This is a genomic window from Microbacterium sp., assembly GCF_047606685.1.
Lineage (GTDB): Bacteria > Actinomycetota > Actinomycetes > Actinomycetales > Microbacteriaceae > Microbacterium.
The window spans coordinates 1-15,985 of record NZ_JASGEC010000056.1; the positions used below are offsets into that span (position 1 = coordinate 1).

General features: G+C 70.4%; 18 protein-coding genes and 1 pseudogene. 16 read left to right on the forward strand and 3 right to left on the reverse strand.

Annotated features, from left to right (window positions below; genetic code table 11):
• From QM611_RS06385 to QM611_RS06400, 4 genes and pseudogenes are all read left to right on the forward strand, one after another.
• Positions 1-185, forward strand: a pseudogene (locus QM611_RS06385) (hypothetical protein); the annotation flags it as partial.
• 113 nt (positions 186-298) lie between these two features.
• Complete coding sequence (gene ffh, locus QM611_RS06390) at positions 299-1,855, forward strand: signal recognition particle protein (protein WP_415079074.1); 1,557 nt, start codon at positions 299-301, stop codon at positions 1,853-1,855.
• A gap of 190 nt (positions 1,856-2,045) precedes the next feature.
• A complete protein-coding gene (locus tag QM611_RS06395) occupies positions 2,046-3,092 on the forward strand; it encodes a hypothetical protein (RefSeq protein WP_415079075.1) in 1,047 nt (348 codons plus the stop codon).
• Positions 3,089-4,747, forward strand: coding sequence for a glycosyltransferase (locus QM611_RS06400; RefSeq protein ID WP_415079076.1), 1,659 nt, complete (start codon positions 3,089-3,091; stop codon positions 4,745-4,747). Before QM611_RS06395 ends, QM611_RS06400 begins: the two co-directional genes overlap by 4 nt.
• A 9-nt stretch (positions 4,748-4,756) precedes the next feature.
• On the opposite strand, the gene QM611_RS06405 is transcribed toward QM611_RS06400, so the two are convergent.
• Positions 4,757-5,920 carry a glutamate--cysteine ligase gene (locus QM611_RS06405; RefSeq protein WP_415079077.1) on the reverse strand — a complete coding sequence of 388 codons (1,164 nt, stop codon included), beginning with the start codon at positions 5,918-5,920 and terminating at the stop codon, positions 4,757-4,759.
• Between the two features lie 219 nt (positions 5,921-6,139).
• Here QM611_RS06405 and rpsP point away from each other — a divergent pair, with 219 nt between their 5' ends.
• The 6 genes from rpsP (at position 6,140) to QM611_RS06435 (ending at position 10,389) form a co-directional block, all read left to right on the forward strand.
• The gene (gene rpsP, locus QM611_RS06410) at positions 6,140-6,556 is read left to right on the forward strand and encodes a 30S ribosomal protein S16 (protein WP_415079078.1); all 417 of its coding nucleotides are present in this window, start codon (positions 6,140-6,142) and stop codon (positions 6,554-6,556) included.
• A 4-nt stretch (positions 6,557-6,560) separates the two neighbouring features.
• Positions 6,561-6,791 (forward strand): RNA-binding protein, encoded by a 231-nt coding sequence (locus QM611_RS06415; protein WP_415079079.1) that lies wholly within the window; start codon positions 6,561-6,563, stop codon positions 6,789-6,791.
• 1 nt (position 6,792) lies between these two features.
• Positions 6,793-7,389: a ribosome maturation factor RimM gene (gene rimM / locus QM611_RS06420; protein WP_415079080.1), complete on the forward strand. Its 597-nt coding sequence runs from the start codon at positions 6,793-6,795 to the stop codon at positions 7,387-7,389.
• A 1-nt stretch (position 7,390) separates the two neighbouring features.
• On the forward strand, positions 7,391-8,170 hold the full coding sequence (gene trmD, locus QM611_RS06425) for a tRNA (guanosine(37)-N1)-methyltransferase TrmD (RefSeq protein WP_415079081.1): 780 nt from the start codon (positions 7,391-7,393) through the stop codon (positions 8,168-8,170).
• A 27-nt stretch (positions 8,171-8,197) separates the two neighbouring features.
• Positions 8,198-9,619 (forward strand): pyruvate kinase, encoded by a 1,422-nt coding sequence (gene pyk / locus QM611_RS06430; protein WP_415079082.1) that lies wholly within the window; start codon positions 8,198-8,200, stop codon positions 9,617-9,619.
• A 113-nt stretch (positions 9,620-9,732) separates the two neighbouring features.
• Positions 9,733-10,389, forward strand: a complete 657-nt coding sequence (locus tag QM611_RS06435) for a calcium-binding protein (protein ID WP_415079083.1) — start codon at positions 9,733-9,735, stop codon at positions 10,387-10,389.
• 11 nt (positions 10,390-10,400) lie between these two features.
• Here the strand turns inward: QM611_RS06435 and map are convergent, their stop codons facing one another.
• A complete protein-coding gene (map, locus tag QM611_RS06440) occupies positions 10,401-11,183 on the reverse strand; it encodes a type I methionyl aminopeptidase (RefSeq protein ID WP_415079084.1) in 783 nt (260 codons plus the stop codon).
• A 35-nt stretch (positions 11,184-11,218) separates the two neighbouring features.
• On the opposite strand from map, the gene QM611_RS06445 reads away from it, so the two are divergent.
• The 4 genes from QM611_RS06445 to QM611_RS06460 all read left to right on the forward strand — a co-directional run bounded on the left by QM611_RS06445 (position 11,219) and on the right by QM611_RS06460 (position 13,726).
• Positions 11,219-11,704 (forward strand): MFS transporter permease, encoded by a 486-nt coding sequence (locus QM611_RS06445; protein ID WP_415079085.1) that lies wholly within the window; start codon positions 11,219-11,221, stop codon positions 11,702-11,704.
• Positions 11,705-11,872: 168 nt separating this feature from the next.
• On the forward strand, positions 11,873-12,214 hold the full coding sequence (rplS, locus tag QM611_RS06450) for a 50S ribosomal protein L19 (RefSeq protein ID WP_415079091.1): 342 nt from the start codon (positions 11,873-11,875) through the stop codon (positions 12,212-12,214).
• 115 nt (positions 12,215-12,329) lie between these two features.
• Positions 12,330-13,076 carry a signal peptidase I gene (gene lepB, locus QM611_RS06455; RefSeq protein WP_415079086.1) on the forward strand — a complete coding sequence of 249 codons (747 nt, stop codon included), beginning with the start codon at positions 12,330-12,332 and terminating at the stop codon, positions 13,074-13,076.
• The gene (locus tag QM611_RS06460; RefSeq protein WP_415079087.1) at positions 13,073-13,726 is read left to right on the forward strand and encodes a ribonuclease HII; all 654 of its coding nucleotides are present in this window, start codon (positions 13,073-13,075) and stop codon (positions 13,724-13,726) included. Before lepB ends, QM611_RS06460 begins: the two co-directional genes overlap by 4 nt.
• Before the next feature lie 178 nt (positions 13,727-13,904).
• On the opposite strand, the gene QM611_RS06465 is transcribed toward QM611_RS06460, so the two are convergent.
• Positions 13,905-14,228, reverse strand: a complete 324-nt coding sequence (locus tag QM611_RS06465; protein ID WP_415079088.1) for a DUF2469 family protein — start codon at positions 14,226-14,228, stop codon at positions 13,905-13,907.
• Between the two features lie 131 nt (positions 14,229-14,359).
• Here QM611_RS06465 and QM611_RS06470 point away from each other — a divergent pair, with 131 nt between their 5' ends.
• Both QM611_RS06470 and QM611_RS06475 read left to right on the forward strand, forming a co-directional pair.
• Complete coding sequence (locus tag QM611_RS06470; RefSeq protein ID WP_415079089.1) at positions 14,360-14,722, forward strand: YraN family protein; 363 nt, start codon at positions 14,360-14,362, stop codon at positions 14,720-14,722.
• Positions 14,719-15,985: YifB family Mg chelatase-like AAA ATPase (locus tag QM611_RS06475; RefSeq protein WP_415079090.1), on the forward strand; the 1,267-nt coding region annotated here is incomplete at its 3' end. The genes QM611_RS06470 and QM611_RS06475, both read left to right, overlap by 4 nt.

Genomic DNA, 15,985 nt, shown 5'->3' on the forward strand with positions numbered 1-15,985 from the left:
GCGCGCGACGCGAGGGCGCGCCGCCGATCGCCGCGGACGTGCGCGGGGCGGGCGCTGCCGGCGCGGTGCTGGCGGCGGTGTGGTCGTGGGCGGATGCCGGACCCGGGCGCACCGCGCTGGCGTCGACGCTGGACGAGGCCCTCGATGCGGCTTTCGGACCCGACCGCGGGTCGGACAGGCCATGAATGTCGGAGAATCGCGCGAATGTCGGAGGATCCGCGCCGGATCCTCCGACAACGGGCCCATGCTCCGACGTTCGGCTCGCCGCTGAGCGGGCTCCCGTAGAATCGCTGGCATCATGGCGACTTTCGGCACCCTCTCCGACCGGCTCACCGAGACCTTTCGCAATCTCCGCACGAAGGGCAAGCTCACGCCCGCCGACGTCGACGGCACGGTTCGCGAGATCCGCCGGGCGCTGCTGGACGCGGACGTCGCGCTGCCGGTCGTCAAGGAGTTCACCGCGAAAGTGCGCGAGCGCGCCCTCGGCGACGAGGTGAACCGCGCCCTGAATCCGGCCCAGCAAGTCGTCCAGATCGTCAACGAGGAGCTCGTCGCGATCCTCGGCGGCCAGCAGCGCCGCCTGCAGTTCGCGAAGAACCCGCCCACCGTGATCATGCTTGCCGGCCTGCAGGGCTCCGGAAAGACGACCTTCGCCGGAAAGCTGGCCAAGCAGCTCGAGAAGGACGGACACACGCCGCTGCTGGTCGCGTGCGACCTGCAGCGGCCGAACGCGGTGAACCAACTGCAGGTCGTCGCGCAGCAGGCCGGAGCCGCGATCTACGCCCCGCAGCCCGGCAACGGCGTCGGCAACCCCGTGCAGGTCGCCCGCGACGGCGTCGAGGCCGCCCGCCGGCAGCAGCACGACGTGGTCATCATCGACACCGCGGGCCGGCTCGGCGTCGACGCCGAGCTGATGAAGCAGGCCTCCGACATCCGCCGCGCGACCGAGCCGGACGAGGTCCTCTTCGTCATCGACGCGATGATCGGCCAAGACGCCGTGAACACCGCGAAGGCGTTCCAGGACGGTGTCGATTTCACCGGCGTCGTGCTCAGCAAGCTCGATGGCGACGCACGCGGCGGCGCGGCGCTGTCGGTGGCGTCCGTCACGGGTCGGCCCATCATCTACGCGTCCACGGGCGAGGGGCTGGACGACCTCGAAGCGTTCCACCCCGACCGCATGGCCAGCCGCATCCTCGACCTCGGCGACATCCTCACCCTCATCGAGCAGGCGCAGGCCGCGTTCGACGAGGCCGAGGCGCTCAAGGTCGCCGAGAAGCTCGCCAACGAACAGTTCACGCTCGAGGACTTCCTCGACCAGCTGCAGCAGCTGCGCAAGATGGGCTCGATGAAGAAGATGCTCGGGATGCTGCCGGGCATGGGTCAGATGAAGCAGCAGATCGACGACATCGACGAGCGCGAGCTCGACCGCACCGAGGCCATCGTGCGCTCGATGACGCCGGCAGAGCGCCGCAATCCGAAGCTGCTCAACGGCTCGCGGCGACTGCGCATCGCGCGCGGCTCCGGCATGACGGTCACCGACGTCAACCAGCTCATGCAGCGCTTCGAGCAGGCGTCGAAGATGATGAAGACCGTGGCTCGCGGCGGAGTGCCGAACATTCCCGGCATGGGGCCCGCAGGCAAGCCCGGCGCCTCGAGCAAGCGCGGCAACAAGCACAAGAGCCGAGGCGGTTCGCGCTCGGGAAACCCCGCCAAGCGCGCCGCGGAGAACGCGGGGCTGGCGGCGCAAGCGGCGGCCGCGCCCACCGGGTCGGGATTCGGCCTCGGCGCAGGACCGGCGGCACCGCCGAGCGAGACCGATCTCGCCGAGCTGCAGAAGATGCTCGGCAATCGATGACGCGGCTGGCACGTCGGCTAGTCTGGATGCGTCGTGGGGACCGCGGGGCTACGGGGGGAATGCAGGCCGATGACAGGTGACGCTTAGCGCGATCCACGATCGAGACGCGCCCAAATTCGTCGAGAGCCGCACGGGCCACATCGACAAGTATCCGCGGCGGGCTTCCGCGCGCTGGGCAGCACGACTGCTCATGGCGCTGCCCTTCGCGGCGATCGCGCTGGCGTACGACGCGGTGTCGCGCCACGACTGGACGGGCACGGCCAATGCCGCGCTGTCAGCCCGTGTGGACTCGATCGTGTGGGGCACTCCGGGCGTCTCCGTCGTCTCCGAGTTGTACCCGCCGATCGCCAGTATCGTGGCGATCATCGTTCCCGGCGGCGCGCTGGGGCTCGGCCTGGCCGGATCGTTCGTGGCCGGGCTGACGCTCCAACTCGTGCTGCAGTCGATGAAGCGCAAGCACTTCGCGGCGCCGATCCGCGCCGTGTTCGCCGTGACGCTCGCGGCCACCCCCGCCTTCGCCTACCTCGTCACGACCAACCTCGAAGCGGCGCTCGGCCTGATGTTCTTCGGCCTCGGCATGCTCGACCTCGTGCGATTCGTCACGTACGCCAACACGCAGGCCGGCTTCCGCGCCGGCATCCTGTTCGCGTGCTCCGCGTTCTCCGACTCGACCGGCCTGTTCACGGCGCTCATCGCGGCGGCCACCGGGGCGCTGATCATCCAATCCCGACCAGGCGCCCGCCTCGCGAACGCCGTCGTCGTCGTCTTCCCCACGCTGGCGTTGCTGGGCGCACTGTCGCTGCTCGGCATGGCCTTTGGCGGCGGGCCGTTGGGCATGATCCGCGGCACCCTCGAGTGGGATCCGCAGCGCGCGCAGGAGTACGCGCAGGCCGTGCTCATGATGCCCGAAGGGCTGCTGTATTTCGCGCCGACCCTGCTCATGCTCGCGACCGCGATCGTGCTCCGGCACACCGGCGTCGGGCTCGTGGCGGCGCTGCTGACGGGGATGACCGGGCTCGCCTTCATCGTCGGCCTCACCCCGCCCGGCACCGCGGGGAACAACTTCGTGATGATGATGCTGCTCGCCGTCGCTGTCGTCCCCACCGCGACCACGCGTGGCCACGCGGCGCTCGTGATTGCGACTTCGCTGCTGCTGTGGGTCGCCGGGTGGACGAGCTCGTTGCACTTGCAGGCGATCCACACCTGGCTCGGCGTGTTTGCGGGCGGCATCTCGTGATCGGCGGAGGCGCCCTCGTTCCCGACCGCGCGCTGCTCGATCCCCAGCTGCGCGAGCGGTACGCCCGCGAGGGATGGATGCCGGTGGCACACGACGGCGACGCCGTGGTCGTGGCCACCAGCGGCGGGCTGACGGCGAACCGCCGCGTCGAGCTGGAGCAACTTCTGGGCGCGCGCGTGCGGGAGGAGCGGATGCCTCGGGCTCGCTTCGTGGACGCCTACATGAGCGCGTTCGGGAGCGAGGTCGCCGACGAGGCGGGGGACGGCCTGCACCGCCGCGACCCCCTGCTGTCGGCGAAGACGGTGCTCTCGCGCGGGCAGAAGGCCGTCGGCATCCTCATTCTGATCGCCATCGCCGCGGCAGCGGTGCTGTGGCCATTGGCGTGCCTGATCGCGCTCGTGGCCATCTCGAGCGTCGTGTTCCTGGCCAGCACGCTGTTCAAGTTCACCGTCGCGCTCCGCGGCTCGAGATACGACCTCGTCGACCGCGTCACGGCCGACGAAATCGCCGAGCTCGACGACGACGAGCTGCCGATCTACACGGTGCTCGTCCCGGTGTTCCGCGAGGCGCGCATCGTCGGCAGGCTCGTGGAGAACCTCGGTCGCCTCGACTACCCGGTCGACAAGCTCGAGGTGATCATCCTCGTCGAGGAGGAGGACGACGAGACGCGGGAGGCCATCGCGGCGTCCGAGCCGCCCGAGAACTTCATCGTGCTGACCGTGCCCAAAGGGTCTCCGCAAACCAAGCCACGCGCGTGCAACGCGGGACTGCGCCTCGCGCGCGGCGACTACCTCGTGATCTACGACGCGGAGGACGCGCCCGAGCCCGACCAGCTCAAGAAGACCGTCATCGCCTTCACGCGCGCCGGGTCGTCGACGGTGGTGATGCAGGCGGCCTTGAACTACTTCAACGCCCGCGAGAACGTGCTCACGCGGATGTTCGCGCTCGAGTACAGCTACTGGTTCGACTACATGCTGGCGGGGCTCGATGTCGCCGACCTGCCCATTCCCCTCGGCGGGACGTCCAATCACTTCCGCACCTCCGCGCTGCGCGAGCTCGGCGGCTGGGATCCGCACAATGTCACCGAGGATGCCGACCTCGGAATCCGCGCGAGCGCCCTCGGCTACCGCGTCGGGGTCGTGGGCTCGACGACGATGGAGGAGGCGACGAGCCGGATGGGCATCTTCATCGGCCAGCGCAGCCGGTGGATCAAGGGGTACATGCAGACCGCGCTCGTGCACGCGCGTCGGCCGCTGCGGCTGATCCGCACGATCGGCGCGCGCCGGTTCGCCGCCTTCGCCCTCCTCATCGGCGGCACTCCGCTGACCTTCCTCGGGGTCATCCCGTTCACCGCACTGACGATCGCCTCGATCGTGGTGCCGCTGACCGACCTGTCGTCCGTGTTCCCGGTGGGCGTGCTGTGGCTGTGCCTGTTGAACTTCCTGGTCGGCAACGGCCTCATGGTGTACCTGAACATGATGGGGCCGTACAAGCGCGGCGCGTTCTGGCTCGTGTGGTGGGCCGTGCTGAATCCGGTCTACTGGCTGCTGCACTCCGCTGCCTCGTACCAGGCGCTGTGGGAGCTCATCACGAAGCCGCACTACTGGCAGAAGACCGAGCACGGGCTCTCCACGTGGACGCCGCCCGCGCCGTGAGGCGCCGGCTCAGCCGGTCAGCGACGCCAAGTGGTCGCGCAGCGTGGGGCCGGCGCGGAACTCGCGGATGAGGTGCATGACCACTTCGCGCAGGTCGCCGTCCGCGGCGTCGGCGACGTAGAGCTGGCGAGCGTAGCTGGCGCCGTCGCGGAGGATCGTCTTCACTCCGGAGAACTCGAGGGCGCAGCCCAGATCGACAGCGACGGGGTGGAGCTTTTCCATGGTCTCGACGAGGTGTTCCCGCACGGGCACCTCGCGGCCGGTGTCGTCCACGATGACCTCGGCGTCCAGGCCGTAGCGAGCGGCCCGCCACTTGTTCTCGCGGATGAACCACGGCTGGATCGTCGGCAGGGTCTTGCCGTCGTCGAGCTCGCGCGAGAAGTGCTCCACGAGCGACTGCGTGAAGGCGGCGACGGCGGCGAGCTCGGGGAGGGTCGACATCCCGTCGCACGCGCGCACCTCGATCGTGCCCCATCGGGGCGCGGGACGGATGTCCCAGCGCACTTCCGTCGCGTCGGCCATGACACCCGTGCGGATCATGTCGTCGAGATAGCGCTCGTACTGGTCCCAGTCCGCCAGCGGCCACGGCAGCCCCGCCGTGGGAAGCTGCTGGAAGACGAGCGCGCGATTGGAGGCGTACCCGGTGCGCTCTCCGGCCCAGAACGGGCTGGACGCGGACAGCCCCTGCAAGTGCGGGAGGTAGACCGACAGAGCGTTGATGATCGGGAAGACCTTGCGCACGTCCTCGATGCCGACGTGCACGTGGATGCCCCAGATCATCATGTTGCGCCCCCACCACTGCGTGCGCTCGATGAGCTGGTGGTACCGGCTCTTGTCGGTCACCCGCTGGTCGTACCACTGCGCGAACGGGTGGCTGCCCGCGCACAGCAGCTCGATCTGGGCGGGGTCGCCGATGCGCCGGACCGCGCCGATCGCGTCGACGATGTCGTCGACGGCTTCGGTGATCGTCGCCCCGACGCCGCTGGTGACCTCGACCGTGTTCGTGAGGAGTTCGCCGGTCACGGTGTAGCGCTCGGAGTCCGAGGCGCCCTCCAGCGCGGCGAGGATCTCCGTGGCGCGGGGCACCAGGTCGCCTGTCTCGCCGTCGGCGAGCATCAACTCCCACTCGAGCCCCACGGTGGAGCGGGCGGACTCGGCGAACGGCACTGTCATTCGCACAGTCTCGCACTGGCCGAAGGCGTTCGCGACGATCGCGACCCGTGTCGACATCTGCCCGAGGTGTTCGCGACGGCCGTTTCGATGTGAAATACTTGTGGGTCGGACGCGGTGACTCGACCCTCTATCCGGTTCCCGTCCACTCCAGAGCTTCCGCCGGGTGTGCACCCCACGCTCCAGGCGACCTCACCCGCCTTCCACACTTTCAGGAGAATCGTGGCTGTAAAGATCCGTCTCAAGCGCCTGGGCAAGGTCCGCGCGCCGTACTACCGCATCGTCGTGGCCGACTCGCGCACCAAGCGCGACGGGCGCGTCATCGAGGAGATCGGCAAGTACCACCCCACCGAGGAGCCCTCGTTCATCGAGGTCGACTCGGACCGCGCGCAGTACTGGCTCGGCGTCGGAGCCCAGCCGAGCGAGCAGGTGCTCGCCATCCTCAAGCTGACCGGCGACTGGGGTCGCTTCACGGGCGACCCGAACGCGGTCTCCACAGTGCGCACCGCCGAGTCCAAGGCCGAGTTCCAGGCCGACGACGCGAAGAAGTCGGTCATCAAGCCGAAGGCGGACAAGCCTGCCGTCGAGCAGCCCGCCGCCGAGGCCGACGAGGCCCCGGCCGACGCCGCCGCCGAGTAAGCCGTTGCTTTCCGCCGCTGTCGAGCATCTCGTCAAGGGGATCGTGGATCACCCCGACGATGTGCGCATCCACTCGTCGACCTCGCCCCGCGGCGAGGTGATCGAGGTGCGCGTGCACCCCGACGACCGAGGGCGTGTGATCGGGCGCGGCGGACGCACGGCCAAGGCCCTTCGCACGCTCGTGTCGGCTCTCGCCGACGGGCGGCGCGTTCGCGTCGACGTCGCAGACGACTGACGTGCCGAAACCGAAGACGCGGTCGCAGCCGGGCGAGGCCAAGACGCAGCTGCGCGTCGGGCGGCTCGTGAAGGCCCACGGCCTCAAGGGCGCGCTCAAGCTCGAGCTGTACACCGACGACCCGGATGGCCGGTTCGTGCCGGGCGCGGTGTTCACCCTGCAGGTGCCCGAGACCTCGCCGTGGCACGGCAAGACGCTGACGGTGCGCGAGTTCAAGTGGATGAACAGCCATCCTGTCGTCTTCTTCGAAGGGGTCGACGACCGCACGGCCGCCGAGAGCGTCGTGCGTGCGATCCTGTGGATCGATCAGGATGCCGCGGCCGACGCCGTCGAGGACAACGCGTGGTACGACCACCAGCTGGTCGGCCTCGACGTGGTGCGCGACGGCGCGACCGTCGGCCGCGTCGTGCGGGTGGACCACCTCCCGGCGCAGGACCTGCTCGTCGTCCGCACGGCGCAGGACGACCGCGACGTGCTCGTGCCGTTCGTGGCTGCGATCGTGCCCGAGGTCGACATCGCCGCCGGCCGCGTCGTGGTGACCCCGCCGGCGGGGCTGTTCGAGGACGCCCCCGACGACCAGGGACCCACGGGGGACTGACGTGCGCATCGACGTCGTGACGATCTTCCCCTCGTTCTTCGACGTGCTGGAAGTGTCGCTGTTGGGCCGGGCGCGCGGCGCCGGACTGCTGGACGTACGTGTGCACGACCTGCGCGAGTGGACCCGCGATCGCCACCGCACGGTGGACGACACCCCGTACGGGGGAGGTGCGGGGATGGTCATGAAGCCGGAGCCGTGGGGCCAGGCGCTGGACGCGCTCGCCCGCCCTTCGACAGGCTCAGGGAACGACGCGCCAGGCTCAGGGAACGGCGCGCCAGGCTCAGGGGTCGGGGACCGCCCGGTCATCGTGTTCCCGTCGCCCGCGGGGCAGCCGTTCACGCAGGCGATGGCGCGGGAGCTGTCCGCGGCATCCCACCTCGTGTTCGGCTGCGGCCGCTACGAGGGCATCGACGAGCGTGTGTTCGACTACGCGGCCACGCTCGGCGACGTGCGGCTGGTGAGCCTGGGCGACTACGTGCTCAACGGGGGCGAGGTCGCCGCCATGGCGATGATCGAGGCAATCGGCCGCCTCGTGCCCGGCGTCGTCGGCAACCCGGAGAGCCTCGTCGAGGAGTCGCACGAGGACGGCCTGCTCGAGTACCCGTCGTACACCAAGCCCGCCGTGTGGCGAGGACGCGAGGCCCCGCCCGTCTTGCTCAGCGGCAACCACGGGGCGGTCGCACGGTGGCGCCGCGAGCAGCAGATCGCACGCACGCGGGCGCGCCGGCCCGACCTGCTGGGAGATCAGGCACGCGTCGAAGGCCAAGACGTGCCAGAGTAGTCGCAACGTTCCAGCGAAGGGATGCCTATGCGCCGCGCGAAGATTGTCGCCACCCTGGGTCCGGCCACTGCCGAGTACGAAGTCGTCGAGGAGTTGGTCCGCGCCGGGCTCGACGTTGCCCGGCTGAACCTCAGCCATGGCGAGCACGACGTGCACGAGCAGACATATGCCCACGTGCGCCGGGCGAGCGACTCGACAGGCCGAGGGGTGGGCGTCCTCGTCGACCTGCAGGGCCCGAAGATCCGCCTGGGGCGGTTCGCCGATGGACCGCACACGCTGGAGGCCGGCGACGTCTTCACGATCACGACGGAAGACGTGGCCGGCACGAAAGAGCTGGTCGGCACGACGTTCCCACAGCTGGCGAAGGACGTCGTCGAGGGTGACACGATCCTCGTCGACGACGGGCGGGTTCGCCTGCGTGTGCTCGACACCGACGGAGTGCGCGTGCGCACCGAGGTCGTGGTCGGCGGCAAGGTGTCGAACAACAAGGGCCTGAACCTCCCCGGCGTGGCCGTCAGCGCCGCGGCGATGAGCGAGAAGGACGAAGTCGACCTGCGCTGGGCGCTGCGGCTTGGCGCCGACATGATCGCGCTGTCGTTCGTGCGCTCGGCAAAGGACGTGCAGCGGGCGCGCGTCATCATGGCGGAGGAAGGCATCCGCATCCCGATCATCGCCAAGATCGAAAAGCCCGAGGCGGTGGACCACCTCCAGGAGATCATCGACGCGTTCGACGGTGTGATGGTCGCTCGCGGCGACCTCGGCGTCGAGCTGCCGCTGGATGCCGTGCCCCTCGTGCAGAAGCGGGCGATCGAGCTGGCGCGCCGGTGGGCGAAGCCGGTCATCGTGGCGACGCAGATGCTGGAGTCGATGATCGAGCACCCGGTGCCCACGCGCGCGGAGACGTCGGATGTCGCCAACGCCGTCCTCGACGGCGCGGACGCCGTCATGCTGTCGGGCGAGACGAGTGTCGGAGCGCACCCGGTGCTCGTTGTGCAGACGATGGCGCGGATCGTGGAGTCCACCGAGGAGCACGGGCTCTCCCGCATCCCGCCGCTCGGGACCCGCCCGCACACGCAGGGCGGCGTGATCACCCTCGCGGCTGTGAACATCGCGGAATTCGTCGGGGCGAAGTACCTCTGCGTGTTCAGCGCGTCGGGCGACTCGGCGCGGCGGCTGTCGCGGCTGCGCAACAGTGTTCCGATCCTCGCCTTCACCGACATGGCCGGCACGCGCTCGCGCAGCTCGCTGCTGTGGGGCGTCGAGACGTTCCTCGTGCCCCGCGCCCACACCACCGACGATCTGATGGCGCTCATGGACGACACGCTGCTCGCGTCTGGCCGCGCCCAGCCGGGGGACAAGGTCGTGGTGACGGCGGGAGCGCCCCCGGGGATCGCCGGCTCGACCAACAACGTGCGGGTGCACGTGGTCGGCGCCGGAACGGGGGAGTGAGCGAGCCGGGTAAGAGCTCTCTCACACCCGGCTCACACGCGCCATACTCGCGCCTGGCTGAATGGACGCAGCGGGCGGCAATCGGCCGCTCCAGAGCGAACAGGACTTCACTTATGCGCGCTAACATCACCCGCCGGCTGGCGGGAGCAGGCATCGCCGGGCTGCTCGCGGGCGGCTTCGGCCTCGTCGCGGCGGCCCCCGCGCACGCAGCCACTCACACGTGCCACGGCCAGACGGCCACCATCGTCGGCACCGACGGGGCGGACCGGATCGTCGGAACCGCCGGTCGCGACGTCATCGTCGGCCTCGGCGGCAACGACGAGATCGACGGCCGCGGCGGCAACGACCTGATCTGCGGCCGCGCGGGCGCCGACGAGATCGAGGGTGGCGCGGGCAACGACCGCATCTACGGCGGCATCGGCAACGACGAGATCGACGGCGGCTCCGGCAACGACCGCGTGTACGGCAGCTCCGGCCACGACGAGATCGACGGCGACTCCGGAAACGACTGGGTCAGCGCCGGCACTGGCCACGATGTCGTCGATGGCGACCGCGGCAACGACCGCGTCTACGGCGGCTCCGGCAACGACCACCTCGAGGGCGAGTCGGGCGGCGACAAGCTGAGCGGGCAGGACGGCCACGACCTCGTCGAGGGCGGCAGCGCGCCCGACCGCGTGCGCGGCGGCGCGGGCAGAGACATCGTCGCCCAGGGCAGCGTCTCCGAGCGGGTCGAGGAGCGCTGGGAAGACCGCTACGGCTACGACGACTGAGCGCTGACGGCTCAGTCCACGCCGAGGAAGGACCGGTCGGTGAGCACCACCGGTCCTTCCTCGGTGATCGCGATCGTGTGCTCGGAGTGGGCGCCGCGCGAGCCGTCGAGGCTGCGGAGCGTCCAGCCATCCGGGTCCGTCACGAGCTTGTCGGTGGTCTGCAGGAACCAGGGCTCGATCGCGATGACAAGCCCGGCGCGCAGCGGAAAGCCGCGCCCGGGCTTGCCGTCGTTCGGCACGTGGGGGTCGCCGTGCATCTCGCGGCCGACGCCGTGGCCGCCGAAGTCGGTGTTGATCGAGTAGCCGTCGCCGTGGGCGACCCCCGCGATCGCGTGCGAGATGTCGCCGATGCGGTTGCCGATCGTTGCGGCCGCGATGGCCGCGGCGAGCGCGCGCTCGGTCGTGTCGATGATGCGGAGGTCTTCGTCGCGCGGGGTTCCGACGACGAACGAGACCGCGGAGTCGGCCACCCAGCCGTCGACCGACACCGCGAAGTCGAGGGTGACCAGGTCGCCGTCCTTGAGGGCGTAGTCGAACGGGAGCCCGTGCAGCACGGCGTCGTTGACCGACGTGCAGATCACCTTGCCGAACGGCATCGCCCCGAATGAGGGGTGGTAGTCGATGTAGCACGACTGCGCGCCGGCTGCGCGGATGAGCTCGTGCGCCCGCCGGTCGATCGCCAGCAGGTTCGTTCCCACGGCCGTCTCGTCGCGCAGCGTCGCCAGCGTCTCGGCGACGAATCGTCCGGCCGGCCGCATCGCCTCGATCTCGACGGGCGTGCGAAGTTCGATCATGGCTCCATTCTGTCTGACCGGCGTACGATCAGCACATGTGGTTGCGGCGCGCGTTCTTTGGATGGCTGTTCCCTGCGGCGCTCCTGCTGCCGCTGTGGCTGTTCGTCGGCTGGATCGCCTTCAACGCCAGCGGCTGGGGGTTCCTGTGGATGCTGTTCATCGCCATCCCGTCCGTGTTCGTCGGCCAGCTCGTGTTCACGCTGCTCGTGCGCGCGCGGGGGACCGTGCGGGCGAGCCGCGCGGTGTCGTGGTGGGATGTCGCGGGCTTCGCCGTGTGGCACAGCCTCACGATCGCGCTGGGCTTTTTCTCGCCGGCGTCGTGGCTGCCGTTGTTCATCGCGGCGATCGTCGTGGGGCTCGGCCTGTTCTGGCTGCTGCTGTGGGAGATGCTGCGCGAGGCGCGGCCGGTCGTGCTGCGAGCGGCCGGCGGCATGGCATACCTGCCGCCGGACGGCCCGCCGCCGCGCCAACCTGCCGACCCCGACGTGATCGTCATCACCGAGCGGACGCCGGGCTCCTGAGCCACGCCGTTTTGGCGGGCGGCCGCCCGCATGGCAGAATGGATGCTTGTGCCTGAAATGCTCTGCCTCAGGGGAGCCGGCCGCGAGATCTGAGATCCGCGCCACGCGCACGACATCCTGACATCACCGTACGTGGCCGACCTGTGGCGGCCGCAGGAAGAGAAGATCATGCAGATCCTCGACGCGGTCGACGCGGCATCGCTTCGCGACGACATCCCCTCCTTCGCCCCGGGCGACACCGTGAAGGTGCACGTCAACATCACCGAGGGCAACCGGTCCCGCATCCAGGTCTTCCAGGGCGTCGTCATCGGCCGCTCGGGCGACGGCGTGCGCGAGACGTTCACCGTCCGCAAGATCAGCTTCCAGGTCGGCGTGGAGCGCACCTTCCCGGTGCACAGCCCGTCGATCGACCACATCGAGGTCGTCACCCGCGGCGACGTGCGCCGCGCGAAGCTCTATTACCTGCGCGCGCTGCGCGGCAAGAAGGCCAAGATCAAGGAGAAGCGCTAAATCTGACGCGCTCCTGGTGCACCCCGCCGCGGCGCGGCGGGGTGTTCACCGTTTTCCCACCCGTCGATGTGCGACGCTTGTGGGTGTGGCCCGAGCGGCCGACCAAAAGGATCACATGACGACCGACAGCACGGCGGCGATCGACCCGCCCGCGTCTTCCGGTGGCGACGGCAAGGGCAAGCGCGTCGGCTGGGCGTTCTTGCGCGACATCGTCGTGATCGTGCTGATTGCCCTCGTGGCGTCGTTTCTCATCAAGACGTTCCTGGTCCGCTCCTTCTACATCCCGTCCGGGTCGATGGAGCACACCCTCGAGATCCAGGACCGCATCCTGGTCGATGAGATCACGCCACGCTTTGGCGGATACTCGCGCGGCGACGTGGTCGTCTTCCGCGATCCCGGCGGATGGCTCCCGCCCGCGGCGGAGGACACACGCCCGGCGATCGTGCAGGGCGTCGACTGGGTGCTGTCGCTGGTCGGCTTGTCCGCGCCCGACAGCGACGACCACTTGGTGAAGCGGATCATCGGGCTTCCCGGCGACCACGTGGTGTGCTGCAACGGGATCGGCCAGCTCACTGTGAACGACACACCGATCGACGAGTTGTCGTACATCGAGGTGCCCTCCGGCGAATCGGCGGCCTCCACGCTGGAGTTCGACATCACGGTGCCCGAGGGGTCGCTGTGGGTCCTCGGCGACAACCGTTACTCGTCCAAGGACTCGCGGTACAACCAGGACCAGCCCGGCAAGGGGTTCGTGCCGCTGGACAACGTCGTGGGGCGCGCCTTCCTCATCACGTGGCCGTTCAGCCGCTTCGGCCTCATCGACGGCCACCACGACGCGTTCTCAGGCGTGCCGTCGCCGTGACGGTCGTCGAGCCTCGCCTCACGCTCGAGCGGAGACTGCTGCGCGAGCGGCCGATCGTGATCGCGCTGGACGAGGTGGGCCGCGGCGCGCTCGCCGGGCCAGTGGCCGTCGGAGCGGCCGTCGTCGACGCGCGCGGCGCGCGCCGCCGCATCCCGAGCGGACTGCGCGACTCCAAGCTCGTGCCCGAGTCGAAGCGGGAGGATGTCGCCGCTCGCGCGGCGTCGTGGGTGCAGGCGAGCGCCGTGGGCTGGGCATCGGCGCGGGAGATCGACGAGGTCGGCATCATGCGCGCGCTCGGGCTGGCCGCGATCAGGGCGATCGCAGACCTGCGGGCCCACGGTGTCGTGCCCGAGGCGGCGATCGTGGTGCTCGACGGCAACCACGACTACATCACGCCCGCGGGGGCGGCGGGCCTGACGGTGCGCCCTGTCGTCAAGGCCGACCGCGACTGCGCGAGCGCCGCCGCGGCATCCGTCATCGCGAAGGTCGCGCGCGACGCCGTGATGACCGGCCTGCACGACGAGCAGCCCGCGTACCACTGGGCGCGCAACAAGGGGTATGCGAGCCCCGACCACCGCGAGGCGATCCTGGCGCACGGGCTCACCGAGCACCACCGCGCGTCGTGGGCGTTCGCCCAACCGCTGTTCTGAGCGTCGCGGGACGCGCCCCGCTGCGCCGGGACCCGCCCCATCCGCCGGGACCCGGGATGCCTGCCGGGACCCGTCCTGCGCGACGAGACCCACACTGGCGGCACGAGTTTCGGCGCGTGAGGTGGGTCTCGGCGCGGAGCGCGGGTGTCGGAGCCCCGGTCGCCGGGGCCGAGGGCGGTCAGCCGTCGAGCGACAGCTCTTCGGGCAGCTCGAAGTCTCGGCGTGACAGCTCCTCGATGTTGACGTCCTTGAACGTCAGCACGCGCACCGACTTGACGAAGCGGTCGGCGCGGTAGATGTCCCACACCCACACGTCCTGCATCGTGATCTCGAAGTAGAAGTCGTGCTCGGTGTCGCGGCGAACCGCGTTGACCTCGTTCGCGAGGTAGAAGCGCCGCTCGGTCTCGATCACGTACTGGAACTGCGAGACGACATCGCGGTACTCGCGGAACAGGGCCAATTCGAGTTCGCGGTCGTAGTCCTCGAAGACGTCGTCATCCATGGTGGTTCCATCCTAGGCGCCCGCGGATTCTCGCGGCGTCTGTTCCTGCACAGGGGCGCGTTCGGGCGGCAGGGCAGCCGGTGGCTGTGGACAACCCGCGCGCAGTCGTCGCCCGCCGCCACGATCGTGGCATGGCAGACAAAGACGCGCTCGGCCGAGCGGGCGAAGAGCGCGCGGCCGCGCACCTGGCGAGGCGGGGATGGCGCGTGCTCGAGCGCAACTGGCGCTGCCGCGACGGCGAGCTCGACATCGTCGCCCTCGACCGGGACGAGCTGGTCGTGGTCGAGGTGAAGACGCGCAGCAGCCTGGGCTACGGGCATCCGCTTGAGGCGATCGACCGCCGCAAGCGCGCCCGGCTGTGGTCGCTCGCGATGGCGTGGGCGGTCGCGCATCCGGATGTCGCGCGCGGCCGTGACGTGCGGATCGACGCCATCGCGGTCATCGGGCCGGATCCGCGCACGGCCCGCGTCGAGCACGTGGTGGACCTGCGGTGACCGCCTCGCGCACGTGGGCGGTCGCGCTCACCGGAATCGACGGGGCACTCGTCGAGGTGGAGGCCGACCAGTCCAACCAGACGCCGGACTTCCGCATCATCGGGCTGCCCGACAGCGCCTTGCGCGAGGCGGGCTCGCGTGTGCACAACGCGGCGGCCAACTGCGGCTTGCCGCTGTCGCGGCGGCGCATCACCGTCAACCTGTCGCCGGCGAGTCTGCCCAAGCACGGCTCCGGATTCGACGTCGCGATCGCTGTCGCGGCCCTCGCGACCGACGGCACGATGGACCCCGGCTCGCTCGCGCGCACCGTCCATCTGGGCGAACTGGGGCTCGACGGGCGCCTGCGTCCTGTGCCGGGTGTGCTCCCGGCCGTGATCGCCGCCCGGCGGGCGGGGTTCGAGCGCGTTGCCGTGCCGCACGCCAACGCGGCCGAGGCGTCTCTCGTCGACGGTGTGCGGGTGCTCGGAGCGACCTCCCTGGCCGACGTCGTGCGGTGGCACGGCGCCGACGCGCCACAGCTGTCGCTGGAGGCCGTCCCGCGCCCGGTCGCGTCCGGGCCGGGCGCGGAGACGCTCGAGCTGGCGGACGTCATCGGGCAGCCCGAGGCCGTCGAGGCGCTCATCACGGCGGCAGCCGGCGACCACCACCTGTTGATGAGCGGCCCGCCGGGCGCCGGCAAGACGATGCTCGCCAGCAGGCTGCCCGGCATCCTGCCCGAGCTCGACGACGAGGCGGCGATCGCGGTCGCCTCGATCCGTTCGCTCTCCGGCGACCCCGTCGAAACGTTGGTGAGACGCCCGCCGTTCGAGGCGCCGCACCACAGCGCGAGCGTGGCATCCCTCGTCGGGGGCGGGTCGCGGCTCGTGCGGCCGGGAGCGATCGCGCGGGCCACCCACGGCGTCCTCTTCCTCGACGAGGCGGGCGAGTTCGCCGGACACGCGCTCGATGCGCTGCGTCAGCCGCTCGAGACCGGCTCGATCGTCATCCACCGCGCCGGGTTCACCGCGTCGTTTCCCGCCCGGTTCCAGCTCGTGCTCGCCACCAACCCGTGCCCGTGCGGCAACTACGGCGTGCGCGGGGCGGCGTGCGAGTGCCCGCCGATGGCGATCCGCCGCTACCTCGGGCGCCTCTCGGGGCCGCTGCTTGACCGCGTGGACATCGAGTTGCAGCTGACGCGTGTGGCGGTCGCCGAGGCGGCGCGCGCTCCCGGCGAGCGCGTGTCGACCCGCACGGCGCGCGCCCGCGTGGCCGAGGCGCGCGAGC